The following is a 25655-nucleotide window of genomic DNA, read 5'->3' as shown; positions in this document are numbered from 1 at the left end:
CACCTGAAATCGAGATAAACACGATACGGACAAGACATATTCAGTAAGAATATTTAAGTATGATTAAAAAAATTAAAAATAAGCAGGTTACAACTCATACAACAAATTTTTCAGAGAAAACTCTAAAACCAGTACAAATATAGAAAAATATAACAACATGTACAAAGAACTATCTGAACACTTTGATTAGTCAAAAACAAACAGAATAATTTAAAACTAGAAAAAAACAAACAAGCTTCTGATTTTATTTGATTTGCAGACTTTATGTGAGATTTCTACACATCAATTCACAAAACATCTATTTGATTAGGATAAACGTATCTGGAAGTTGTTAGGTGAAAGCATTACTAATATGATGTAGATAATAAAATTAAGTTGTAGTTTAGTGAGTCCGTTTTCTTGACATGAAAATGATGTCATAATATAATTTATATATATTAAATAATAATTTTATAAACAAAAGTTGGTTGATGACAAGAAAAAAAGTTATGTATGCGTATGTATATTGTGACCATATTTTTAGAATGATATTAATGGTAACTTAAGAAATAAATTTGAATTTCATTTGCGATAATTCTTCGGTAGTACCATAGAGTTATTGTAGGAGGAAATTATGAAAAACAATCGTGGAATTAATCAATTAAAGAAAACGATTACAAACGAACAATCAATTATTGAAATAGATGATATTAATGGAATAGTAAAGATTATTTTTTCAGATCAATACCAAAATAATAACAAAACAGTTCAAAATGTTCTATCATTCGATATTGATGTTTTTAATGATGACGTACTTGAAAACGAAGAGAAAATTACTGATATTATCATAAATTACCAAAACAAGAATATAGTAAAACCAATAAATTTTAAACATAAAAATTTTAAAAAATATTCCTTCTATATTAATAATGTAATATCGCAAGACCGTATTACGATGCTTATTGGTTTTTTTCTATTAGAGAAAGAAAGACTTTTACATGCTATAAATCTCTTGCAAAAAATACCTTTTGGTCTTGCAATTTTGAAAATGAATTATAGTAAAGATAATATATTATATGATTATGAATTCTCATATGCGAATGAGGAGGCTCGCTTATTTTTTGATAAAGATGATATGAGTTTGAGAAACAAAAAAGGATCCCAGTTAGGTCACCAAGACCATAAAAGAATATTAAAATTAATGAAAAATAAAATTCTTAAAAAAAACAAAACCAAACACAGCTTTTACGTAAAAAATGTATTAAATCATACTTCACATCAAATGATTTTAAAAAGGTTAGAAAAAGATCTCATACTTCTTACTATAATTAACATCACGGAGCTCGATATGAGAATCAATCAATTGAAGAACAAAAATTTATATGACAAACATACCGGTTTACCTCGCATTGAAATGTTTGATTTAGCGAAGAATAAACAATCTCAAGGTATTATATTCTTTGTATCTATATCCAACTATGAACAAGTCAAAGTATTTAACAAACAAAAAAGCATCATTAAAGAAAAAGAAAACATTATAAAAAATTTAAAACAAATAACGACTAAGAAAGGCGATATCTATTTAAATAACGAAAGATCATTTGTGTTGATTTTTAATAAATTGGACAATTATGAACACTATTTTAAACGTTTAGCAGATTTCAAGAATAAAACAGAGACTGAGAATACCCTTGGACTTAGCTTAACTATTGGATATGGTATAGTTGATGAACATTCAGATTATGAAACAGCTATGAAAGTTGCAAAAGAAAGTAGTTATTTTGCTGAGATAAATGAAATAAATGAAATAATACAGATTTCTAAAGAGCAATATCAACAAATGTTAGAAAACCATAAATTAAAAAATAAATTACACCAAGCAATTATAGAATGTAAAATTGACATATATTTTCAAAAAATATTCGATATAAATCAGCAACAGTTTAAATATATTGAGGCATTGTCAAGGTGGGACGACTTAGAATTAGGTTTTGTTCATCCAAAAGTCTTTTTTGATATTGCCGATAAGTTTAATTTTATGGATAAGCTTGATAAACTTATTATTAAAAAATCAATAGAAAATTATAAACTAGTAAGAGAAACAATTACCAACCCAATCAAATTGGCCTTAAATTTGTCGACTCATGCGCTTAAAGATAAAAGTATTGTTCAATTTATTTTAAATTTATTAGAAGAGAATGAGATTAAAAGAGAAGATATTGTTATTGAGATAAGCGAAAAAGTTTTTATTGAAGATGTAGACATAATTAAAATAATAAAAAGAATTCATAAATATTTTTCTATTGCAATAGATGATTTTGGTTCCATATACACTTCAATTAGTTTACTTCAAGATGTACCTTTTGATATTTTAAAGTTAGATGGAATATTTGTCGATAAAGTACATGATGAGTTGACGTTAGATATCTTAAAACCGATTATTGAAGAAACTTTAAGCAAAGATAAAACTGTTATAATTGAAAAAATTGAGACTATTCGAGACTCAGAACTTTTTTATGAATTAGGAGTATCTCTTCAACAGGGATATTTGCATCATAGACCGACAAAGATGATATAGTAATTCTGATTCAAATTCTTTGTATCAATTTCAAATAATCCTTTAAAACTTTAGTTTATTAAAAATAAAACAAGAGCATGTCATCTAATTTTCATATGTGAGAGAAATTCATTAGGATTCACTTTTGGATAGGATATAGTTCATTATTTTACTCTGTTTTTACTTTTTTAGAATTGTTTTATGTAAGAAAAACGAGAGATACAAAAGCTTATATATTTAAATATTCTTAAGTCATATGGACAGCCATTATTGGTATCAGATAAATATCAGTTGACAATTATATCATCTTGGAATGGCACCTTTTTAAAATCTAAATAAGACATAAAAAAATACCATCAACATTTTAACTAACTGTTGGGGTATTTTTTATTTGTAACTTTATTTTGTTTTTTCACCTTTTTTAAAGCACATAAACCAATCTAAACAATAATCAGCATCTACACCTTCCATACGTTCTTTCGCTTTACCACAAGATCCTGCAGGTGGCACGATATAGTCATCTCCCGGACGCCAATCCGCAGGAGTCGCCGCACCATGTTTATCTGCAAATTGCAATGCTTGAACAATACGCTTAATTTCATCAAAGTTACGACCTGTTGATAATGGGTAGTAAAGAATCGTTCTAATTTTTGCCTCTGGATCAATTACAAATACAGCTCTTACAGCCTGTGTTGATGATTGATTAGGTTGAATCATGCCAAATTTACTTGCTACATTCATACTAATGTCTTCGATTAATGGGAATGTTACTTCCACACCACTATGTCCATTCCAATCAATTTTTTCTTGAATGGTTCTTAGCCACGCAATGTGTGCGTACAAACTATCCACACTAAGTCCAATCAATTCTGTATTCAATTCTTTGAAATCATCAATCATTGTTGCGAATGTAATAAATTCAGAAGTACATACTGGAGTAAAATCAGCAGGATGTGAAAATAAAATCACCCATTTTCCTTCATAATCTTCTGGGAAGTTAATCTCCCCTTGCGTTGTGGTTGCCTTAAATGCTGGTGCATCATCACCAATTAGTGGCATTCTAGTTACTTTAGATGGTTCATTAACAACTTTGTTTTCTTCTTCTGACATATCTTGCTCTCCTTTATATTATATATTTGATAACTTCGACATAGATCTTTTTATTTGTTCATTATAATGAATTAAGAGTCCATTCAAATTATCATTATTAACCACGGTTTCAACAGTTGGGTGTCATAAATTTTATAAAATACTAGATATTGTAACCATTACAATTTTATTATATCATAATATTGTAACAAATACAATACTTCCTTATTTTATAAAAAATATACCGTTTTTGTGTAAAATTATAATAGAGTGTTCTAAATAAAGCGATTCACTAAAATGTGAATGATCATTGATAAAATAATTAGAAATAGTAGAACAAAAGAATTCAATGACAATTACATATTTATATTGATAAGATTGTTTTTAAAGACAGACATTTGAGATCTTGAAGTTGACAGATAACATTGAATTAGTTGGAGTAAAAATGATGCAACGAGTGAACTGGCACTCAAAAATATTGATATAGAAAAATATAAAAAATGGGGCAGTTTTTATATGCATAAAAAAAGAGACATTTACCTCTTATTCAAATTTAAACTCAAATTCTAATTCAGCGACTTTTGCTATCATTGCTGAAATGCTACAATACCGTTCTGCAGTTTCCATTGCTTTCTTGAATTTATTTTGTTGGTTTTCTTCTACCCCAGTAACCGTTACTTTTACTAATACATGTTTTAGAAACGTTGGGACTTTTTCGCGTTTTTCACCAGTGACATCATAATTCACAGACTCATAATCAACTTTCATCTTCTTTGCAATACCCATGAAAGTCGCATGCAAACAAGATGCAAACCCACTTAACAATAACTCATAAGGGGCAAATGCCTTACCTGTAAAACTGATGTCAGTATGAAAGTGCTCAGTTTTCGCGACACCTTCAGTTGATTCTAAAAACGTTACATTAACTTTGTTAGCCATAATAAATTTCTCCTTTACTATTCTTTAACTCCAATATAGCGTTTTTTACACTCTTGTATCAACTCTAATGCATCAATTTTATCATGGAATTCTTTCACTTCAACGATTTTATTTTGTTGTAAGTCTTTATAGGTTTTGAAGAAGTGTTTGATTTCCCTTAATGTATGTTCTTGGATATCATTAATTTCATTGATATGTGAAAAGCGTGGATCCTTATTCATTACTGCAATAATCTTTTGATCAGGCTCACCATTATCAATCATATTGAGATATCCAACAACTCTTGCATCGACAATACATCCAGGGAATGTTTTACTGCTTGAAATGACCAATATATCTAACGGATCGTTATCTTCAGCCAATGTATTTTCTATGTATCCGTATTCTGCAGGATATGTCATTGGTGAATATAAAACGCGATCGAGTTTAATCCGATTACGTTCTTTATCGATTTCATACTTATTCTTTGTTCCCATGGGAATTTCAATAATTGCTTCATATACTTTTTCCATATTCATTACCTACTCTCTATACTAATTATAATCGAGCAATGAAAATTTTTCAATGAAAGAATGAAAATCAGAATTTTGTTACATTAATAATCGTCTTGCTTGGTATTCTAAAAAGAGGTGTGATACAATATAATTAGATTGGAGGGCAATTATGGACAATACAGTAGAAATGAAAATACATGAATTATATATGGCTGAAACCATCGATACAGAAACACTTTTTGAATATCATCCCTATGACTTGGCGCAGGCTATATTATCATTAGAAGAATCTGCGCGAGATAACGTGTATGAACAATTAAATGCTGAAGAACTTGCACTTATTTTTTCATTCTTAGAAGAAGAATACATTTTAGATTTATTTACAGAAATGCCTCCACGATTAATTGTAAATATTATTCAAGAACTGGATATTGATGATGCGGTTGATGTTATTGAAATGATGGAGCCTGGAGAACAAACAGGATATCTCCGTTTAATGGACGAAGAGCATCGATCAACGATAAAACAACTGCTTCGGTATGAAGAAGATACCGCTGGGGCAATCATGACCACAGCGTATGTTGAAATCAGTGTCAAAGATAGTGTAGAGTCAGGTATGAAAAAACTATTGAAACAAGCAGTAGAAGCGGAAACAATTAATACGATATATATTACTGATGCTAAAAATACTTTGGTTGGAACACTTTCTTTAAGAGAAATGATTTTAGCTAGAAAAGGCCAACAGATAAAAGATATTATGAATGATCGAATCATCAGTGTGAAAACCCATTATGACCAAGAAGATGTTGCCAGTATCTTTAAAGATTACGATTTCACAAACTTGCCGGTTGTCGATTCACTTAACCGAATGTTAGGAATCATTACCATTGACGATATCGTCGATGTTATCGAAGAAGAGGCACAAGAAGACTATGGAATGTTTGCCGGGGTTAGTGATATCGAAATTGATAGTAGTAGTGAAACAGTATGGCTAAGTACAAAAAAACGTCTACCATGGTTAATTGTATTAAGTGTTTTAGGGTTTGTTACCTCTGCTATAATTAGTCAGTTTGAAGGAGCCTTAGATCAGGTGCCAACAATTGCACTCTTTATGCCGATGATTTTAGGGATGGCAGGGAACACCGGAACACAAGCTCTTGCGGTTACCGTAAGAGCATTAAATAATGATGCTTTTTCAAATAAGGCATTAATCAGAAATCACCTTATACGTGAAATTGGTACAGGACTACTGAATGGTATTATCATTGGCCTAGTTTTATTTTTAGTATCATTTAGTTTCTTGCTGTTGATTAATAACGTATATGCATTTGATATTGCATTTGTTGTTTCAATCTCAATTGTTATTAGTTTAACGGTATCGACCTTTGCAGGTGCCTTTATACCGATGTTAATCAATGCCATCAATATCGATCCAGCAGTTGCAAGTGGGCCATTTGTTACAGTGATAAACGACATCCTTGCGTTAAGTGTTTATTTCACTTTAGCAACAATGCTGATCATTAACACTTTATAATATAAACACCTTAAGTCATTAGACTCAAGGTGTTATTTTTTTAACCATTTTAATGTGTTTGATATTCGCTTCTTCGAAAATGTCTCCAACTGGAATATAGTTAAGATGCTCATAAAAGTCTTTCACATATAACTGAGCATGAAGCACAAGTTCTGGTATTTGATTATTGTTTGCATATTCTTCAATTTTGGCCATAATCTCTGTTGCAACACCTTGTTTTCTAAACGCTTTTAAGGTTGCGACGCGACCAACTTTATTTTTGTATAATCTAGCTGCGCCAATTGGCTGATGGGTTTTATCATCATAAGCAGTAAATAAGACACATTGATCATCTAAACCGTCAAATTCAATTTCCCAATCAATTTCTTGTTCGACAATAAACACTTTTCCCCGAACCAACACATTATCTAATATTTCTTTTTGCGTCTTCGCAACAACAACCATAAAAATCACATCCTAATAATATATTATAGTATAATTATAACTCATTAATATTTTAAAACAACCATCAATATGATAAACTATAATTGATAGGAGGTGTCACATTGGAATATATCTATATTGGAATAGCACTACTGATCGTAGTCGCAATCGTTATCTTTATTGTAAAGAAGAATAGTAAGCCTGAACCAAAAAAAGTCGAAATTGATGAACTTCATCAATTGATTATAAATGAAGATGTTAATAAAATAGAGTTTAAACGCAATAAAATCATTTTACATGTTCCTGATGGGAATAAGTTTAATACCGATGCTTTATTAGCATTTGGTGCAAAAGGGATTCATGTTATTGGCGATAAAATTAAATTCTATTTTGATGGTGATAAAAACGAAACATATTATAACCAAATGAAAGAATGGGTTGGTGAATAGAATGAAACGCGTGTATGTTATTCGTAATAAAGAAGGATTACATGCTAGACCAGCAACGATGTTAGTCCACAAAGCCAATGAATTTCAATCAAAAATAACGATCACTCATGAAGGAGTTTCAACTGACTTGAAGTCAATCATGAGTGTACTTAGTTTGGGAGTAAACCAAGGGGCATTAATTGAAATTGAAGCAGAAGGCGTTGATGAAGTCCCAGCAATAAGAGAAATTACCCAATTAATTAATAAATTATCCACAAAATAAATCGATTGATTATTCACTATCAATCGATTTTTATTATGTCACTTACTTTCATATTGAATCTATTTTCAAACAACTTGTTAAAACTATTGAATTTTTCAGGCTTATCTTCAATGATCAATTGCATAAAAGCTTTTTTAGCAACTTTTAACGCTTGCTCTGTGTCACCTAAATCATCATGCGTAGAGGCTTTCATATAGAGTAGATGAGCAAGAGCATTTGAGGTTTCGTATGTTAATGAATATTCGATTCCAAGATTGCAAATGTCTAAGACTTCCTGGTACTTTCTCTGTACTTTCAAAGATAGTGCTAAAGTGTAATATAATGATGGTACAAATGATCTGTCATTACTTGTTATATACTCAAAATCTTCAGAAATTAAAACCTTGTATAATAAGTTAGTGGGTTCGTAGTTTTCCATGCTCGCAGCTATTTGTACAATTTCTATTAAAATTGCTAACTCAATTCGATTAAATGATAAATTATCCATACATGCAGGATAATTTATCATATCTGAATAAACATCAAGAGCTTGAACCTTTGATGCAAGATCTAAATGGTATTGCGCTTTGATAATACAATAATCAATAAACATTTTATTGGTAGAACTAACTATAACATCCTTTTTGACTTTTAAGGCTCTTTTTAATGCTATTTCAAATTTACTTAATTTTAAATCGTTATAAATATCAAGTATTTGATTATATTGTTGGTTATATTGTTTATTGAACAAGGTATGAATTTCGCTAATACTTAGTTTTAACTTATCTGCCAACTGTAATAGCTTGTTATTTGGTATTGATGCAGTACCTCTGAGGTATCTTTTATACTGACTCAAAGAAATAATTCCATCACATAAGTCTTCTCGACTTATTTGTCTATCAGTACGTAAACTGTCAATAAACAAGCCAAATTCTTTTGTTTGTTCACTCATGGAATTACCTCCTTTTAAAATATGGGTCATATATGACCTTTTCTTTTTGGTATAATACATATAAAATATTGACAAGGAGCTGATAAAAATGAAAAAAATTAAAAAAGCAATGGTAGTATTATTCGCTGTAGGGTTAATCTTAGGGCAAGCAGTAAAATTTAATGTAAACGCAGATGCAGATAATGAGTTTGAAGATTTACCAGGACCAATGCCTACATTGCCATTATAAGAATTAAGAGACCCACATATATTTTACTATAAATTGTTAACTTTTCAAAGTTTTGTCTTTAAGTATGAAAAAAATTATAAGGAGGAATTACGATGACAGCAATTCAAGAGTTAAAAATTGAGTATGAAGGGATGTTAGGAACGATTAAGCAGTATTCATGTGATCCCTATGTAGTTAGTTACCTAAATAAATTGAAACAAGCAATACAAAATGAAGAAGTAGAAATGATTCGTCTGATGATATCTAAATTAAACGAATGGTATGAAGAACACATTGCCGCAATAGAAGAAAATAGATGGGTCATTAATGTTGATTCTCATTATAAAACACAAAGATTATTAAAAGAGTTTATGTTTAAGTTCGCGTAAAAAAAGAGGTGAAACCTCTTTTTTTATGCATTTTTTATCTCAAATAGGTCTTCAAAACTGACACTAAAGTTTTTTTGTATAAACTTCTTGTAGGTCTTGGTCCTTGGTGTTTCATTAAAAATATGCAAACTAAAATATAATCTACGTAGAGTCTCAAGATGTCGCTTATCATCATATACATATTTCTCACCTAAAGCATGATAGTAAAGCAAAGAATTTACACCCGCATAAATCTGATATTTTTCGCAAATTTCTAATCCGGTTTTAGCGATTTGTAGTGACTTTTCATATTCTTTAATATGACCCAACGTCCTAGCAACATATGAGTATAGTGCAGGTTTGTAACTAATCTGTGATAGATTTGGTAATTTGGGATTACTTTTTAATTTATCAAATAAATAATTAGCTATTCTAAAATCTTTTTCCTCAGTTACAATATAATCAGATAAACTTATAAGAATATTAATTTCAATAAAATTAAGAATTTTATGTTCTAATATATTCGGATAATCCACTAATTCTTTAAGTTTTTCCATTCCCATAGATGTAGGCACTTTTTTTAGTTGTATATCAGTATTGATTTTAAGAAAGCGATAGTACTTTAAGTAATAATCGTTCGAAATATTATCAGAGTTGATATTAGATAGTATTTGTGTTGTTTTCAATAAATTTCTATTAAAGTATGCCTGGTAGGCATCTGTTAGTTTTTTTATATAATCATCATTAGTTGCTAAATACTGATAGTAAATATCAATAGAATTGATTTCTAATCGTTCAAGTAAATCTGTCATATTATTATTCTTAATTGATGATTCGCCGTTTAAGAATCGCTGATATTGTCTGGTTGAAATTATACCATCCACAAAGTCTTCTCGACTTAAATTGCGTGAAATTCTCAGTTCTTCTATGAACTGAGCAAAGTTATTGTCTGCCACTAGCGTTTTCTTCCTAGTCCAATACGATGCATAAACTTATATAGTTTCTTTTGTGATACTTTGAATGCCCGTTCTTGGCCTTTGTTTAGGATTTCATCTAATTCTTTAGAGTTGATCAATTCGTTGTATCGTTCTTGGATTGGTTTTAATTCTTGGTAGACAATTTCACCTAAGTCATCTTTAAATTCTTTGTATCCTTTATCAGCATATTTTTTTTCAATGTCATCAAATGATAGTCCAGCAATAAGAGAGTAAATAGTCATTAGGTTTGAAATACCAGCACGGTTTTCCGGATCATATTTGATGGTTCCTAATGAATCTGTCACAGCCGAACGGATGCGTTTTTTGATGATGTTTTCTGGGTCTAATAAGTTAATCCGAGACTTGACGTTGTCATCTGACTTACTCATTTTTTTAGTGGGTTCTGATAAACTTTGAATCTTTGCGCCAACCTCTGCGATTAAAGGTTTTGGGACAGTGAAAATATCATTATATTTATTATTAACACGTTGTGCAATATCGCGTGTTAACTCTAAATGTTGTTTTTGGTCTTGCCCAACGGGAACATATTCCGCATCATATAGTAAAATATCTGCGGCCATTAATGTTGGATAAGTAAATAACCCCACTGTTACACCCGTTTCTTGATTGCGAGACTTATCTTTATATTGCGTCATCCGCTCAAGTTCACCAATATACGCATTACACTGTAATAAATATGCCATTTGTCCATGCGCAGGCACTTCTGATTGAATAAATAAGTTTACACGCTCTGGATCAAGCCCGCACGCAATATATAACGCAGCAAGTTCTTTGATGAGTTTTCTTAGTTTTTGTTTATCTTTAGGGACAGTGATCGCATGTAAGTCCGCAATAAAGATAAAGAATTCATAATCTGGCATGTCATTCTGTAATTTAACAAAGTTTTTTACACTTCCCAAATAGGTCCCTATATTTAAAGACCCTGTTGGTTGAATACCTGATAATATACGTTTCATAAATAGTCCTCCTTAAAAATATAAAAAACGTCCGTCCTGAAAAGGACGAACGTTATATGTCCGTGGTACCACCTTAGTTCTAGTATTTTTACTAGCGCTTATCTCTGTAACGTAGAGTAACGGGCAGGGTTAGTGCCACTCATAGATCCATTCCTATCGCTTGTGTTGTTTAGCTTTCACCATCCTAAACTCGCTATAAACATAAGGGTGATAGTACTCTGTCTAATCATCGTGTTATGTGATTTTATAATACAACATTTATTCTTTCAGTGCAAGTTCTAATTCATCAAGTAACGTTTCTAAGCGGTTAACAACTGCCAAGAAAGGTTCTTTTGTTGTTAAGTCAACACCGGCTTTTTTAATCTGTTCAACAGGGAAGTCATTACCACCAGATTTTAATAAATCCATATGATGTTTGATGTTGGCATTATCCTCTTTTACCATTTCGTAGAGTTTTAATGATGCGGCAAAGCTTGTCGCATATTGGTAAACATAAAATGGTGTATGGAAAAGATGAGGGATATATGCCCAAACAAATTGTTTGCTTTCTTCTTCTGTAATATCAATATCATAATACGATTTGTATAAATCAATCATAATTTCTGATAGTGTTTCGTGGGTAATCGGTACACCTTTTTCTGCGAGTTCATGTGCACGCAGTTCATAAGTCGCAAAAAGGGTTTGACGATAAAATGTACCTAAAATATCATCGATTGATTGTTGTAATAAAGTGATTTTATCGTCTTTACCTGTATTTTTATTGTGAATGAAATAATCGAGTAAATTGTGTTCATTAAAGGTGGAAGCAACTTCTGCGACAAATATGGTATAGTTTTGTGTCGCGACAGGTTGATTTTCTGCACTAAATAATGAATGCATTGAATGCCCAGCTTCATGGGCTAATGTGAACACACTGTTTAAGGTATCATCATAGTTTAATAATATATAAGGATGTTGATTGAGTGATCCCCATGAATACGCCCCAGTCCGTTTTCCTTCTTGTTCATACACATCAACGTAGCCTTCTTCAATAGCGCTTTGTGCTTTTTTAACGAAATTCTCATCTAGATGATTAATCGAATCGAAGAAGAGGTTTTGTGCTTCTTTATACGTATACTTAGTCGTACTTTCAGCTAATGGCATAAAACGGTCATAGGTATGGTGGTGTTTAAGACCCAGCACATCTTTACGAATCTTATAGTATCGTTTGATTAAATCTGTGCTTGCTTCAGCAACGTCAACTAAATTGTGATACACATCAGTTGGTATGTTATTACCAAATAAATATGATTCAAGAGATGAATTATATTTTCGACTCTTCATATTCGCAATATCACGTTGTAAAATTGTATTATAAATTTGCGCATATGTATTTTTGTTGTCCATGTAATTATCAAAGATAGCGCGGAAGACTTTCTTTCTATCTTCGGCATCTTCTAAATCAGCTAAGTAACTTCTAAAGTTACCACTTGTTATAGTGATTGTCTCACCATCAGACAGTGTCACTTCTTGGTCTTCCTTATCCGCAATTGATAATGCACTGTACACTTCACTACCTTGGTTACTTAAGTTTGCAAAATTGGCTAATAAGCCCTCACTTTCTCCATCTAGCACATGTTCCTGTGCATGAAATAATTTTTCAATAGAGAATCTGTATTCTTCAAGTAAGGGATCTCTTTCAATAAAAGAAATGACTTTTTCTTTACCTAGTGCGATCAGTTCTGGTTGTTCAAACGCAGTAGCTTGTTGTAAGTTTGATACAATATTTGCCATTTGTTGCACCCGTGCAGCATTTTTTGTATCCTTTTTGTTTAAATCTGATGTCAAGGCAGCATATTGATAAGCTTTCATCAATTTTACTGCACCTTCTTTTTGTTTCTTATAATAATCTAAAAACGTGTCATAATCACCTAGTTTACCTTTATAATTAGGTAAGTCTTTAATCATGTTTTCGATATAAGCGACGTCTTTTTCCCATTCGTCAAGGGTTTTATAGAGCTTTGTTAAGTCCCATTTCATTGTTTTTCCTCCTTTTATCCTTTTCAATTATAACACACAGGGCCGTGCATTGGAATGAAAACGTTCACAAAGTAGAAACTACCTATTGCATCTTATTTATAATGTGTTATAATATTTATGCAGTCGAATTTTATTATAAAAATTATAAAAAAGAGGTGAGTCATATGATTCAAATTTACACAACACCGAGTTGTTCCTCTTGCCGTAAAGCAAAAAAGTGGTTTGACGATCATCGTATTGATTACCGCGAGAAAAACATTTTTAACATTCAATTAACACGTGATGATATCTTGTTGATGTTAAAAAACACAATGGGTGGATTCGATGACATTATTTCCACTCGATCAAAGGTATTTCAAGAGAATGATTTAGATTTAGATGAAATGTCTATCTCTGAGTTAACCGAATTTATTATTGACAATCCAAGTGTATTAAGACGTCCGATTATTATTGAAGACGAAAAAATGCAAGTGGGTTATAATGAAGACGAAATTAGAACATTCATCCCAAAACGTTTACGCGAAATTATCATGTGCACTACATGTGAGAATGGTGCAGACTGTGATTATAAAAATGCTCTTGAAATTTACTTCAAAGAATTGAAACAAAGAGAACAACAAACAGTTTAAAAATTAGGTTAGCCATGGGGCTAACCTTTTTATTAATTAGAGCATTAAATACTTGAGAAAGCGTTTGTATTCATATCTTATCAGTTGTAATTTAGAATTAAACCATTTATAATATAATTGAAGTAAAAAAATTAGGAGGAATATTTTAATGGCTATTAAAGTTGCAATTAACGGATTTGGTCGTATTGGACGTTTAGCATTCCGTTTAATGGACGATGATCCAGATTTTGAAATCGTTGCGATTAACGATTTAACTGATGCTGAAACATTAGCACACTTATTGAAATACGATTCAGCTCAAGGACGGTACAAAACAGATGCAATTTCTGTTGACGGAGACAAAATTGTTGTAGATGGAGATCCAATCAAAATTTACGCAGAACGCGATCCAGAAGACTTACCTTGGAAAGAATTAGGTGTCGAAGTTGTTTTAGAATGTACAGGATTCTTTACATCTAAAGATAAAGCACAAAAACACATCAACGCTGGAGCTAAGAAAGTTGTTATTAGTGCACCAGCAAAAGGTGACTTAAAAACAGTTGTATACAATGTTAACCATGAAGAACTTGATGGAACTGAAAACATTGTAAGTGGTGCATCTTGTACAACAAACTGTTTAGCACCAATTGCTAAAGTATTAGATGATGAGTTCGGATTAGTAAAAGGATTTATGACAACTATTCACTCATATACTAATGCACAAAACACATTAGATGGTCCAAACCCTAAAGGCATTAATTCACGTCGTGGACGTGCAGCAGCAGCAAATATCGTTCCAACATCTACAGGAGCAGCTGTCGCAGTAGGTAAAGTATTACCTAAATTAAATGGTAAATTAGATGGTATGGCAATGCGTGTTCCTACCGTTACTGGTAGTTGTGTTGACTTAGTTGTTGAACTTGAAAAAGAAGTTACAGAAGAAGAAGTTAATGCTGCAATGAAAAAACATGCTAATGAAACCTTAGGATATACTGAAGATCCAATCGTTTCAAGTGACACTATTGGAATTACTTATGGATCATTATTTGATGCAAAATTAACGAAAGTTATGACTGTTGACGGACGTCAAATGGTTAAAGTTATCAGTTGGTATGATAACGAAATGAGTTATACTGCACAAATGATTCGTACAATGAAGTTATTAGCAGAAAACTTAAAATAATTCATGAACATTTTATTAAGGCTTGCCTTTGCAAGCCTTAATTTTTTTTGCAAAAAGACTAGATTATTTTATAAAATATGATACAATTTATAATGCAATGCGGTCGTGGCGGAACGGCAGACGCGCTACCTTGAGGGGGTAGTATCCTTGTGATGTGTGGGTTCAAATCCCGTCGACCGCACCATATGTACATTAATGGGTTCTAACGACTGTTAGAACTTTTTTTTATAGTTTTCAAATAATAAGCTTTAAGAAAGGATAAAAATGACGAAATTAGTTGTATTATGGAAAAGCGACAATTTAGTCGATATTCAAGAAATGATTACACCATACATCATTGCTTCAAAGAAAAATGGTTGGTGGGACAGTGTAGAAGTGATTATTTGGGGACCATCCCAAAAAATTGTTGTAGAGAACGATGATGTCAAACGACGCGTTGCCTTGATGACTAAGCAAAACATCCCACTTTATGCGTGTAAGAAGTGCGCAGAAGATTTAAACGTTGATCAAGCATTAGAAAATCTAGGTGTGAACGTTATGTATACAGGAGAACTGCTGACTGATTTTTTACAATCTGATGCCAAAGTGATTACTTTATAACCATAAATAATTAAGCCATCAATGATGGCTCTTTTATATGCCTATTATAGATTCAAAACAATATAGTTTACACACAAACTATAAATATGGTATAGTATATTAGTAATTTTTAATGGAGGTAATCATGAAACTACTTAAATCAATTAAACAACATCTTATGACCAGTATTCTTATTGCGATGATTTTCGGTCTTATTATAGGCCGTTTAACCGATATAAGTTGGATGAAACAACTCATTTTACCATTAACTTTTTTGATGGTCTATCCAATGATGGTAACGCTAAATTTTAAGGAGATGACAAGACCGGCTAACAAACAACTCCAAATCACCACACAATTCATTAATTTTTTAGTTTTTCCATTTATTGCATTTGCGATTGGTTTTCTCTTTTTAAGAGAAGAGCCCTATCTATATTTAGGACTGTTTATGATTAGTTTATTTCCCACCAGCGGTATGACAATCAGTTGGACCGTATTAGGTAAGGGAAATGTGCATGCAGCTATCAAGATGGTTGTTGTTGGACTGTTGCTTGGTGGCATATTGAGCCCATTTTATTTGTCATATTTATTAGGACATGATGTTGATATAGCATTTTTAGATATTTTTAGTCAAGTATTATTGGTTGTCTTTCTACCTTTAATACTAGCTTTTATCACACAATACATCATCATAAAGAACGTTGGTGAAGAGACATTTCATAGTCGTATAAAACCTATTTTTCCTCGTTTTTCTACATTAGGTTTGGTATTAATTATCTTTGTCGCAACAGGGCTCAAATCAAGAGTGTTATTTGCTCGACCAAGCTTATTGTTACAGATTATATTACCTGTGATTTTACTATATGTGACTTACTATATTATCGTCTTTATGATTGCTAAGTATTTCTTTAATAAAGCGGATGGGATAGCCTTAATGCATGGCACATACATCAGAAATTTATCAATTGCTTTAGCAATCACATTACAGACGTTTGAAGAAGCGAGTATTGCGGCATTATTAATTGCGGTCGCTTTTATCGTTCAAGTTCAGTTAGCGGCCTTCAATGTCAAGCATGTCACAAAATTCTTAAGGTGATCCCATAAATCACAAAATCATTTTATTAGCGCTCACCTTAGTAGTTTATAAAAAATATGATATAATGAAGTTAATAAAAACTTAGGGGGAGTTAATTTTGGATACAAAACGTATTATTATTTATACACTATTGTTTGTGGCCACGCTAGCGATTGCAACAATAGGTTTTCAACATTTTGATGAGAATGGACTTCTCATTCCAATGTTAGCCACATTAGGCTATTTCACCATTTTCTTTATCGTTGCCCAAATCGTAAAAGACAACTCAATTGTTGATATGGGATGGGGGTTTGGTTTTGTTGTTGGGAGTGTTGCGACACTTTTGACTATGAATGATCCAACGACACTGTCTTATATTATTGTAGGATTTATCGCAGTATGGGGAAGTCGTTTATCTGCACGTTTAATTAGACGAAATTGGGGAAAACCAGAAGATTTTCGTTACCAACAATGGCGTGAAGAATGGGGAGATAGGGTCGTAATTATTGCCTTTTTCCGTGTATTTATGATTCAAGGGATCATTAACTTTATTGTAGGGTCTGCGAGTTATACTGTCATTAAATTTAATCAGTTTAATTTTGACGGTTGGACGCAATATATTGTGTATCTTGGTCTTTTAGTCGCAACGATTGGATTAATCTTTGAAGTCGTTGGTGATGAACAATTACGACGGCATATCAATAAACAAACAAAATCACTTATGTCAAGTGGACTTTGGTCATTAACACGTCACCCCAACTATTTTGGTGAAATTCTAATCTGGAGTGGCTTGTATATAACAGGCGTGGCGTTAATTGATGCGTCTATTAGTCTTGGCTTTTACGCAATTTTAATTATTTCACCAGTATTAATGAGTACGGTATTGATTAAAATTTCAACACCAATGCTAGAAAAACATATGGAAAAATATGACGGATGGGACACCTATAAAGCTAACACACCAATGATTTTTCCATTTACAAAATAACATTTTTAAGATGAGACAGTAAATGTCTCATCTTTTTTTTGTTAAACTTTGTTAAAAGAGTTGTCTAAATTCTTTTAAGATGTTACTATATAGATGATATTCAATATAGATAAACATCTATATAGTGAGGTGGCAAAGATGAAAGAGAAAATCGCTAAGCAATTTAAGGTATTATCTGATCCAACTCGATTAGAAATAATTGAGTTATTATTAAAAGGTGAAACATGTGGGTGTACATTAATTGATAATGTTGATGTGTCACAACCAACCCTGTCTTATCATTTGAAAATGATTACTGAAGCTGGATTGGCTACAGCCGAGCGGGATGGGAATTGGATAAAACATTATATCAATAAAGATGCCCTCAACACAATAATTAGGTTTTTAGAAGACTTGCGAGATGTTGAGGCTGAACAATGCAGTTTATAAAATCATTTTTTGTTTCTTTAAATGACATTTTGCTGAAGATGACATGGTTGAATAGACTAGTTGATCATGTGTTAGAAATTGTCTTTAATTTAGATCGCACAAGTTATCTGTTTCAAACGCTCTCTTTTTTCATTTATGATGTGATCAAGATCTTTATATTATTATCGGTATTGATTTATATATCAAGTTATATTCAGTCTTACTTCAGTCCCGAACGAACCAAACACATATTAACCCGTTTTAAAGGCATCAAAGGTAATATCTTTGGCGCGTTATTAGGAACAGTTACACCGTTTTGTTCCTGTTCGTCGATTCCGATTTTTATTGGATTTACAAAAGCTGGATTACCGATTGGCGTTACTTTCTCGTTCTTAATCTCTTCGCCCTTAGTGGATCTTGCCTCAGTGATTTTACTTGCGAGTATATTTAATTGGACAATCGCCTTGTGGTATGTCGTGATTGGGCTTGTCATCGCTGTTATTGGGGGGACGTTAATCGATCTCTTCAATATGGAGAAAGATGTTGAAGCGTTTGTAAAAGAGCCTGTAAGTCAAAACAATGTTAGCGTAACATTAGAACAAACAAAAAAAGACCGTCACATGTATGCGGTTAGTCAGGTTAAAGCTATCGTTCATAAAGTATGGATGTATGTGTTGATTGGTGTCGGTATTGGGGCAATTATTCATGGCTATATCCCAGCAAGCGTAATTAGTTATGTCCTTGGAGACAATAATCCATTCTCAGTGCTTATAGCCACACTGTTAGGTATTCCAATGTATGCCGATATCTTTGGCACATTGCCGATTGCTGAAGCGCTTGTATTAAAAGGCGTTGGAATTGGTACGGTACTTGCGTTCATGATGGCAGTAACAGCCCTTAGTTTACCATCAATCATCTTATTGAAAAAAGTCGTTAAACCACGACTCTTAATGGTGTTTGTCACGATTGTTACAATCGGTATTATTATTACAGGCTATATCTTTAATATCTTCGGATATTATTCAATATAACTAAAGCCCAACTATATTATACGAGGAGTGTAGAGTATAATGGAAATAAAAGTATTAGGATCAGGGTGTCCAAATTGCGAACGTTTAGAACGCAATGTTAAAGAAGCGTTAGAAGAACTCAATATAAAAGGTGATATTGAATAAATTACAGATGTGAGTGAAATTTTAACTTATGGTGTAATGAGTACACCAGCGTTAGTTATTGATGGAAAAGTTTTATTTTCTGGTCAAGTTTTGAGTGCGAAACAATTGATAAAGGTATTAGGTGATTAATATGAAAAAAGTTGCATTTGTCTGTATTCATAACAGTTGTCGAAGCATTATGGCAGAAGGATGGGCTAAGCATTTGGGTCAAGATTTAATTGATGCTTATTCTGCTGGGACAGAAGAATATTCGGGACCAAAGCCAATGGCGATTGAAGTTATGGAAGATGCAGGGATTGATATGTCACATGCAGATTCTAAATTGTTAGATACATTACCTGAAGATTTAGATATTTTAATCACGATGGGATGTGGTGTAGAATGTCCGTATGTGCCATGTAAACATCGTGAGGATTGGGGTCTTGATGATCCAAGTGGTGGACCAAAAGAAGCGTTCGAGCAAACTAGAGACATCATTAAAGATAAAGTCATTGACTTATTAGCACGTATTAAGGCGGGTAACCTATAATGGCAAAAGATACTAAAGCTATAAGCTTTTTTGAAACCTATCTGACGGTGTTTGTATTAATCTGTATGGCTATTGGCATCCTTATTGGCAATTATGTACCACAAATACCTACTTTTTTAAATCAATTTGAGGTTTACAATGTGAATTTACCAATCGGATTATTAATTTGGGTGATGATTTATCCCATGATGCTTAAAATTGATTTAACATCAGTTAAAAATGTCGGTAAAAATCCTGTAGGTCTGTATGTTACTTGGGTAGTGAACTGGGTAATCAAACCGTTTACCATGTTTTTAATTGCAAGCTTATTTTTCTTTATTATCTTTGATGGAATTATATCAGATGATTTAGCTCAGAACTACTTAGCAGGCGCTGTCTTACTAGGCGCTGCGCCATGCACGGCTATGGTCTTTGTATGGAGTAGTTTAACACGGGGTAATCCAGCGTATACCTTAGTCCAAGTTGCGACAAATGATTTGATTATTTTAGTGTTATTTGTACCAATTGTTGGACTCTTATTAGGTATCGGAGGTATTTCAGTCCCTTGGGGAACCTTATTTTTAAGTGTTGTATTATTTGTTGTTGTGCCACTGATTGCGGCCTCTTTAACACGCTATTTCTATATTAAAAATCATGGGCTTTATCAATATAATATGATGTTTATTCCTAAATTTAAGTTAATTACAATAATAGGGCTTTTATTAACACTCATATTAATCTTCTCGTTACAAACGGATTTAATACTGTCGAATCCACTACATATTGTATTAATCAGTGTCCCGTTAATTATCCAAACATTCCTTATCTTCTTTATTGGATATGGGACAGCAAAACTGATCGGGCTACCACATGATGTGGCGGGTCCTGCTGGAATGATAGGGGCAAGTAACTTCTTTGAATTAGCAGTTGCGGTTGCAATTGCTATATTTCCTTTAAGCCCAGGTGTGGCATTAGCGACCATTGTTGGTGTCCTGGTTGAAGTACCGATTATGTTATTGATCGTTAAAATTGTCAACAACACGAAGCATTGGTTTAAGCAACCAAGTGAAGCGTAAATATGCTGATAACATCAAAAGTCATATCACCTGATATGGCTTTTTTGTAATATTTGTAAGTATCACATTGCAAATTTAAGAAAACTTGTTATAATTTAGTTACTGGAGGTAATCACGATGAAAAATTTAAGTAAGCAACATAGAGATGCATTATTACGCCGTATTGATGACCGCAGCATGGTCATATTATATAGCGGAGAAGCGCCACATAAAACAACTGATCAATATTACTTTTTTACGCCTAATAAAAACTTTCATTACCTAACAGGGTTAATGGAACAAAAAATGAAGTTGGTATTAATTAAAGATGGAACCACAAAAAAATGTTACCTATTCATTGAAGAAACGACAGAATATATGCGTCAATGGGTTGGTGAACGCATGAGTAAAGAAGAAGCGAGTGAGATCTCAGGTATCGATGTCAAAAACATTAAATATCTAAGTGAGTTTGACACATTTATCGACCGTGTGATGGGATATAAACGCGGATTAGCTGTCCGGGTACCAAAGCATTTATATCTTGATTTATATCGACCAAGACCTATGGATGAAGCGTTATCACTGAGCGTTTTTAGTGACATCATTAAAAATTATAAAGAATTAAATATTATGAGTGTCAATGAACATCTCAGTTACTTAAGAATGTTTAAAGATGCGTATGAACTATCACAGTTACAAGAAGCAATTGACATCACAGACAAAGGATTAAAACGCGTTATGGATGAACTTGCAAACCGTGATAACGAACAGCAAATTGAAGCGGACTTTCTACATGAAATTACGCTTCGCGGCGCAACAACCAATAGCTTTAATACCATAGCTGCATCAGGTAAAAATGCGACCGTCTTACATTATGAGAATAATAACGAACCTCTTGAAGACGGCAATTTGATTCTTTTAGACCTTGGGGCACTTTATAATAACTATGGCGCAGACATATCAAGAACGTATCCTATTAACGGAACATTTAGCAAACGTCAAAAAGCGTTATATAATATCGTACTTGATGTTAATAAAGCGACGATTGATTATGTGAAACCAGGATTATCTTGGGATGACTTAAATGCATTTGCGAAAGACTTACTCGCAGAAAAATGTATGGATATTGGTTTAATTGATAATAAAGAAGATATTAAAAAATATTACTACCATTCTATTGGTCACTTTTTAGGACTTGATGTCCATGATGTGGGACATTATATAGAAACGTTACAAGAAGGTATGGTCTTAACCATCGAACCGGGTCTGTATGTTAAAGAAGAAAATATTGGTATTCGCATTGAAGATAATATTTTAATTACCAAAGAGGGGGCAAAAAACTTAAGTCAACATATTATTAAAGAAGTTGATGATATCGAAGCATATATGAAAAAATAAGTGTTGCTTAGCAACACTTTTTTTAAAGGAGGTCACAATGGGTCACATTATATTTATTGAAGGAAATCCAGGGAGTGGCAAAACGACTTATGCAAAACGCCTAAAAACAACGTTAGAAAACAAAGGTTATAAGGTAAAACAATACCAAGAAGGAGACTTACATCCAATCGATCTTGCCTGGTGTGCGATTGTGGATGAATCAACGTATGTTGATATTCTTAATCGTTATCCTATGTTAGAAAACGATATTAAACAGTATACCAAGCATATCGATGACAATTAGATTATTGCATATACAAGAGTAGATTATACTGCCGCACCTAAAGCGTTCTATGAAGAAATGGATACGTATGAGATTTTTCGCTCAAAAACATTACAGCCCTTTAAAGAGTGGCATCATAAACTATGGCAACAGTTTAGTAATACTTTAGATACTGACATAATCTATATTTTTGAATGTGTCTACTTACAAAATCACATTAATGAGTTAATGTTAAAATATAATTTACCATTACCTGAACACATAGCCTATTTCAAAGCACTCTTAGAGCCATTGGTGTCGCATGATCCGATCTTGTTTTTTGTTGAACAAAAGGATGTAAAGAAGGCGATCGATCACGTAAGTGAAGAACGCAAATCACCAGATAAAGCTAAATTTCAGGATTGGATTGATCGTGTCATCGAATATATCCGCGACATGCCTTATGGAAAGACACTTGGCTATACAGATTATGAAGGCATAATTCAATATTTTAAAGACCGTCAATTACTTTCGAAAGAGATTATCAAAACACTCCCAATAACGACATATGTGTATCAACTTGATGGTAGTTATGATGAAGTCTTTAATCAGATTAAAAAAACCACATTAAACACTCTTAAGTAGAGTGTTTTTTTTGGGTTTTACAGTATCGCAAGGGACAAAACTATGATATAATGAAACCGGTGATTTTTAATGAAGTATATTCAAGGTATTGTTAAAGCTATTATTTTTCATAGTGAGCAAAATGCATTCACAATTATTAAAATTGATGTCACAAAAACAAGTAAACCGATGGATTTAATCACGCAAAGTCAAGGCGATTATCTCACTGTAACTGGGTACTTTTTAAAACCAATGCGAGGAGAAGAAATTCGCTTTTTTGGTAAATTTAAAAATCATCCAAAATACGGAATGCAATATGTGGCAAGTCAGTATGAAAAAATTGAGGAAACATCAATCCCGGGATTGATTGAATATCTCAGTAGTGATCTCTTTCCTGGTGTCGGGATTAAAACCGCAACGCATGTTGTTAATACACTCGGTAAAGATGCGATAAAAAAAATCATTGATGATAAAGAAGTGTTAAACAAAGTCCCCAAATTAAGCGATAAAATCACGGATGTTATCTATGATGGGCTCGTTGAAAACAAAGCCGCCGAACACACATTAATCAAACTCTATAGTTATGGTATTGGTCCCAAAATGGCAATGAAGATTTTTCATCATTATGGTGAAAAAACCATTGCGATCATTGAACAAAATCCCTATCAACTTATGATGGACATAGAGGGTGTTGGGTTTGAACGCGCTGATAAAATTGCCAAAGAACTGGGATTTGAAGATGATCATCCGTTAAGAGTCAAAGCCATGATTCTTTACTTATATCAATATATGGGAACCAACTATGGACATACCTATTTATCACGCCAACAATTGTTAGAGTTTTTAGAAACATCCCTCAACAAATCACATGTTGTTATTGAAACACCCGTCATTGACACTTATATCGATGAACTTATCGACGATAATGTTTTTGATGAACACGATGAGGAGATTAGTCTAAAACAAATTTATTATGCGCGTGAGCACGTCGTGAATACAGTCGTTAAACTCTGTGAAGAGACTGAATCTCAATATTCTTCAAGCGATATTGATGATACAATCGATTTATTTGAACAAGTACATGATATGACATATACAGAAGAACAACGTCAAGCTATTCATGACGCTATGACAAACCATCTATTTATTCTAACAGGGGGACCAGGAACAGGGAAAACAACCATTATTCAAGGTATAGTGTTTGTCTACAGTAAATTAAATGATATTCCCATTTTATACAATAACCCGTTATTTGAAATCAAGTTAATTGCCCCTACAGGCAGAGCAAGTAAACGAATGAATGACACGACAAAAGTGTATGCGGAGACCATCCATCGCTTTTTAGGATATGGCTATGATGGTAAATTTGCCCATGATAAAGATAATTTAGTTGATGCCAAAGTGATTATCGTTGATGAAGCATCAATGATTGATATTTATCTTGCTGCGCAATTGTTTCAATCAATTCCCAAAGATACAAAAGTCATCTTAGTCGGCGATAAAGACCAGTTACCAAGTGTAGGTCCTGGCCAAGTATTGAATGACTTACTAAATGTCAATGAGATCCCGTCGTTAGCTCTAACGAGAATTTTTAGACAAGCAAGCAACTCACATATCATTGATTTAGCCTATCATATTAACCAAGGAGAACTACCGAGTGATTTGATGCAGGTGTATGATGATCGTATGTTTGTGAAAGAACACGCTCATAGTTTTCAATCTCGCTTAGTTAAAAGTTTAGAATATTTAATGAATCAAGGGTATGATTTAATTGATGATATCCAAATATTAATTCCGATGTATCGTGGAACAACAGGAATCGATGCGGTTAATAACCTTGTTCAAAAAACCTTTAACAAAGGAAAAGGACATACCGTAGAACATGGAGACAGAACCTTTAAAACAGGGGATAAGGTAATTCAATTATCGAACCAGGTAGAAGATAACATTATGAATGGTGACCAAGGAACTGTCATTGGTGTCACGAAAGAAAGTACTGTCATCGTGTCTTTTGATGGCAATGAAGTAACCTATACAAAAGGCGACTTGATTCACTTAAAACATGCCTATGCGATGAGTATCCATAAATCACAAGGGAGTGAATATAAAGTAGTTGTACTCCCTATCTTTAAAAACTACTCGATTATGTTGAAGAAAAAACTAATCTATACAGCAATTACACGGGCAAAAGAAAAACTGGTTATCATGGGGGATGAATCAGCGTTGCGCTATGGTGTTGAACACATAGAAAATACCCGTCAAAGTAAATTACAAGAAGCCATTACAGCGCGTCTAAATCATAGGCCTGAGACACGTGTTAAGGTCGAATCAAACAATTCAATCATCGATGACCCTGACATTCCATTTGATACATTAGGTGAAAAGCTGAATGGATTAAGTCCCTATGACTTTTTAAAAGACTAATTCAGTTGCATTAACAGGGTATTTTTAGTATAATACTTATGAAATCGTTGATGAAGCCGAGTAATATAGTTATTTATCCTAGAGAGTTAGTGGTTGGTGTAAACTAATATTGTGACTATATGAAGCTACTTCTAAGAGGTGTTAATCGCACCCGCACACTTTGCGTTAACAAGTACGAGTGCT

The 25655-nt window shown here is 32.7% G+C and carries 26 protein-coding genes, 1 tRNA gene, 2 pseudogenes and 2 other annotated features (1 of these 31 only partly in view); of the genes and pseudogenes, 21 read left to right on the top strand and 8 right to left on the bottom strand.

Annotation, left to right across the window (positions count from 1 at the left end):
• Window positions 1-613 precede the first annotated feature (613 nt).
• The gene (locus UMR38_03620; GenBank protein ID MEC9484949.1) at window positions 614-2557 is read left to right on the top strand and encodes an EAL domain-containing protein; all 1944 of its coding nucleotides are present in this window, start codon (window positions 614-616) and stop codon (window positions 2555-2557) included.
• A 378-nt stretch (window positions 2558-2935) separates the two neighbouring features.
• Here UMR38_03620 and UMR38_03615 read toward each other — a convergent pair whose 3' ends face one another.
• The 3 genes from UMR38_03615 to UMR38_03605 all read right to left on the bottom strand — a co-directional run bounded on the left by UMR38_03615 (window position 2936) and on the right by UMR38_03605 (window position 5076).
• The gene (locus UMR38_03615; GenBank protein ID MEC9484948.1) at window positions 2936-3646 is read right to left on the bottom strand and encodes a peroxiredoxin; all 711 of its coding nucleotides are present in this window, start codon (window positions 3644-3646) and stop codon (window positions 2936-2938) included.
• A gap of 522 nt (window positions 3647-4168) precedes the next feature.
• Window positions 4169-4564, bottom strand: a complete 396-nt coding sequence (locus tag UMR38_03610) for an OsmC family protein (GenBank protein ID MEC9484947.1) — start codon at window positions 4562-4564, stop codon at window positions 4169-4171.
• A 17-nt stretch (window positions 4565-4581) separates the two neighbouring features.
• Window positions 4582-5076 carry an inorganic diphosphatase gene (locus UMR38_03605; GenBank protein ID MEC9484946.1) on the bottom strand — a complete coding sequence of 165 codons (495 nt, stop codon included), beginning with the start codon at window positions 5074-5076 and terminating at the stop codon, window positions 4582-4584.
• 151 nt (window positions 5077-5227) lie between these two features.
• Here UMR38_03605 and mgtE point away from each other — a divergent pair, with 151 nt between their 5' ends.
• Window positions 5228-6592: a magnesium transporter gene (gene mgtE, locus UMR38_03600; GenBank protein ID MEC9484945.1), complete on the top strand. Its 1365-nt coding sequence runs from the start codon at window positions 5228-5230 to the stop codon at window positions 6590-6592.
• A gap of 24 nt (window positions 6593-6616) precedes the next feature.
• Here mgtE and UMR38_03595 read toward each other — a convergent pair whose 3' ends face one another.
• Window positions 6617-7036, bottom strand: coding sequence for a GNAT family N-acetyltransferase (locus UMR38_03595; protein ID MEC9484944.1), 420 nt, complete (start codon window positions 7034-7036; stop codon window positions 6617-6619).
• Window positions 7037-7137: 101 nt separating this feature from the next.
• Between UMR38_03595 and UMR38_03590 the strand changes: the two genes are divergently transcribed.
• Complete coding sequence (locus tag UMR38_03590) at window positions 7138-7464, top strand: ATP-dependent metallopeptidase FtsH/Yme1/Tma family protein (GenBank protein ID MEC9484943.1); 327 nt, start codon at window positions 7138-7140, stop codon at window positions 7462-7464.
• Window position 7465: 1 nt separating this feature from the next.
• Window positions 7466-7726, top strand: a complete 261-nt coding sequence (locus tag UMR38_03585) for an HPr family phosphocarrier protein (GenBank protein MEC9484942.1) — start codon at window positions 7466-7468, stop codon at window positions 7724-7726.
• 19 nt (window positions 7727-7745) lie between these two features.
• Here UMR38_03585 and UMR38_03580 read toward each other — a convergent pair whose 3' ends face one another.
• Complete coding sequence (locus UMR38_03580; GenBank protein ID MEC9484941.1) at window positions 7746-8657, bottom strand: hypothetical protein; 912 nt, start codon at window positions 8655-8657, stop codon at window positions 7746-7748.
• Window positions 8658-8745: 88 nt separating this feature from the next.
• On the opposite strand from UMR38_03580, the gene UMR38_03575 reads away from it, so the two are divergent.
• Window positions 8746-8886 (top strand): hypothetical protein, encoded by a 141-nt coding sequence (locus tag UMR38_03575; protein MEC9484940.1) that lies wholly within the window; start codon window positions 8746-8748, stop codon window positions 8884-8886.
• 92 nt (window positions 8887-8978) lie between these two features.
• A complete protein-coding gene (locus tag UMR38_03570; GenBank protein ID MEC9484939.1) occupies window positions 8979-9254 on the top strand; it encodes a hypothetical protein in 276 nt (91 codons plus the stop codon).
• Between the two features lie 23 nt (window positions 9255-9277).
• Here the strand turns inward: UMR38_03570 and UMR38_03565 are convergent, their stop codons facing one another.
• From UMR38_03565 to pepF, 3 genes are all read right to left on the bottom strand, one after another.
• Window positions 9278-10189: a hypothetical protein gene (locus tag UMR38_03565; protein MEC9484938.1), complete on the bottom strand. Its 912-nt coding sequence runs from the start codon at window positions 10187-10189 to the stop codon at window positions 9278-9280.
• Window positions 10189-11187 (bottom strand): tryptophan--tRNA ligase, encoded by a 999-nt coding sequence (gene trpS / locus UMR38_03560; protein ID MEC9484937.1) that lies wholly within the window; start codon window positions 11185-11187, stop codon window positions 10189-10191. Before trpS ends, UMR38_03565 begins: the two co-directional genes overlap by 1 nt.
• A 38-nt stretch (window positions 11188-11225) precedes the next feature.
• Window positions 11226-11426: a binding site (T-box leader), on the bottom strand.
• Between the two features lie 19 nt (window positions 11427-11445).
• Complete coding sequence (pepF, locus tag UMR38_03555; GenBank protein ID MEC9484936.1) at window positions 11446-13206, bottom strand: oligoendopeptidase F; 1761 nt, start codon at window positions 13204-13206, stop codon at window positions 11446-11448.
• A 164-nt stretch (window positions 13207-13370) separates the two neighbouring features.
• Here pepF and spx point away from each other — a divergent pair.
• The 15 genes and pseudogenes from spx (at window position 13371) to UMR38_03480 (ending at window position 25472) form a co-directional block, all read left to right on the top strand.
• A pseudogene (gene spx, locus UMR38_03550) lies at window positions 13371-13727 on the top strand (transcriptional regulator Spx).
• Window positions 13728-13983: 256 nt separating this feature from the next.
• Window positions 13984-14997 carry a type I glyceraldehyde-3-phosphate dehydrogenase gene (gene gap, locus UMR38_03545; protein ID MEC9484935.1) on the top strand — a complete coding sequence of 338 codons (1014 nt, stop codon included), beginning with the start codon at window positions 13984-13986 and terminating at the stop codon, window positions 14995-14997.
• Window positions 14998-15096: 99 nt separating this feature from the next.
• A tRNA-Leu gene (locus UMR38_03540) sits at window positions 15097-15181 on the top strand.
• A gap of 80 nt (window positions 15182-15261) precedes the next feature.
• Window positions 15262-15597, top strand: a complete 336-nt coding sequence (locus tag UMR38_03535) for a hypothetical protein (protein MEC9484934.1) — start codon at window positions 15262-15264, stop codon at window positions 15595-15597.
• Between the two features lie 124 nt (window positions 15598-15721).
• Window positions 15722-16672 carry a bile acid:sodium symporter gene (locus UMR38_03530; GenBank protein ID MEC9484933.1) on the top strand — a complete coding sequence of 317 codons (951 nt, stop codon included), beginning with the start codon at window positions 15722-15724 and terminating at the stop codon, window positions 16670-16672.
• 97 nt (window positions 16673-16769) lie between these two features.
• Window positions 16770-17639, top strand: coding sequence for a DUF1295 domain-containing protein (locus UMR38_03525; GenBank protein MEC9484932.1), 870 nt, complete (start codon window positions 16770-16772; stop codon window positions 17637-17639).
• Between the two features lie 138 nt (window positions 17640-17777).
• The gene (locus UMR38_03520; protein MEC9484931.1) at window positions 17778-18068 is read left to right on the top strand and encodes a metalloregulator ArsR/SmtB family transcription factor; all 291 of its coding nucleotides are present in this window, start codon (window positions 17778-17780) and stop codon (window positions 18066-18068) included.
• 47 nt (window positions 18069-18115) lie between these two features.
• Window positions 18116-19078, top strand: coding sequence for a permease (locus tag UMR38_03515; protein ID MEC9484930.1), 963 nt, complete (start codon window positions 18116-18118; stop codon window positions 19076-19078).
• Between the two features lie 39 nt (window positions 19079-19117).
• A pseudogene (locus UMR38_03510) lies at window positions 19118-19351 on the top strand (thioredoxin family protein).
• Between the two features lies 1 nt (window position 19352).
• Window positions 19353-19751, top strand: coding sequence for an arsenate reductase ArsC (locus tag UMR38_03505; GenBank protein MEC9484929.1), 399 nt, complete (start codon window positions 19353-19355; stop codon window positions 19749-19751).
• Complete coding sequence (gene arsB, locus UMR38_03500) at window positions 19751-20806, top strand: ACR3 family arsenite efflux transporter (protein MEC9484928.1); 1056 nt, start codon at window positions 19751-19753, stop codon at window positions 20804-20806. Before UMR38_03505 ends, arsB begins: the two co-directional genes overlap by 1 nt.
• 117 nt (window positions 20807-20923) lie before the next feature.
• Entirely contained in the window at window positions 20924-22183 is a 1260-nt protein-coding gene (locus UMR38_03495; GenBank protein ID MEC9484927.1) for an aminopeptidase P family protein, read from the top strand.
• A gap of 37 nt (window positions 22184-22220) precedes the next feature.
• Window positions 22221-22466 (top strand): adenylyl-sulfate kinase, encoded by a 246-nt coding sequence (locus UMR38_03490; protein MEC9484926.1) that lies wholly within the window; start codon window positions 22221-22223, stop codon window positions 22464-22466.
• Window positions 22467-22523: 57 nt separating this feature from the next.
• The gene (locus UMR38_03485) at window positions 22524-23069 is read left to right on the top strand and encodes a hypothetical protein (GenBank protein ID MEC9484925.1); all 546 of its coding nucleotides are present in this window, start codon (window positions 22524-22526) and stop codon (window positions 23067-23069) included.
• Window positions 23070-23138: 69 nt separating this feature from the next.
• The gene (locus tag UMR38_03480; GenBank protein MEC9484924.1) at window positions 23139-25472 is read left to right on the top strand and encodes an ATP-dependent RecD-like DNA helicase; all 2334 of its coding nucleotides are present in this window, start codon (window positions 23139-23141) and stop codon (window positions 25470-25472) included.
• 38 nt (window positions 25473-25510) lie between these two features.
• Window positions 25511-25655: a binding site (T-box leader), on the top strand (it continues 47 nt past the right edge of the window).

Source organism: Candidatus Izemoplasma sp., from assembly GCA_036172455.1.
GTDB lineage: Bacteria > Bacillota_I > Bacilli_A > Izemoplasmatales > Izemoplasmataceae > JAIPGF01.
This window is presented reverse-complemented; position numbering and strand designations above follow the sequence as displayed.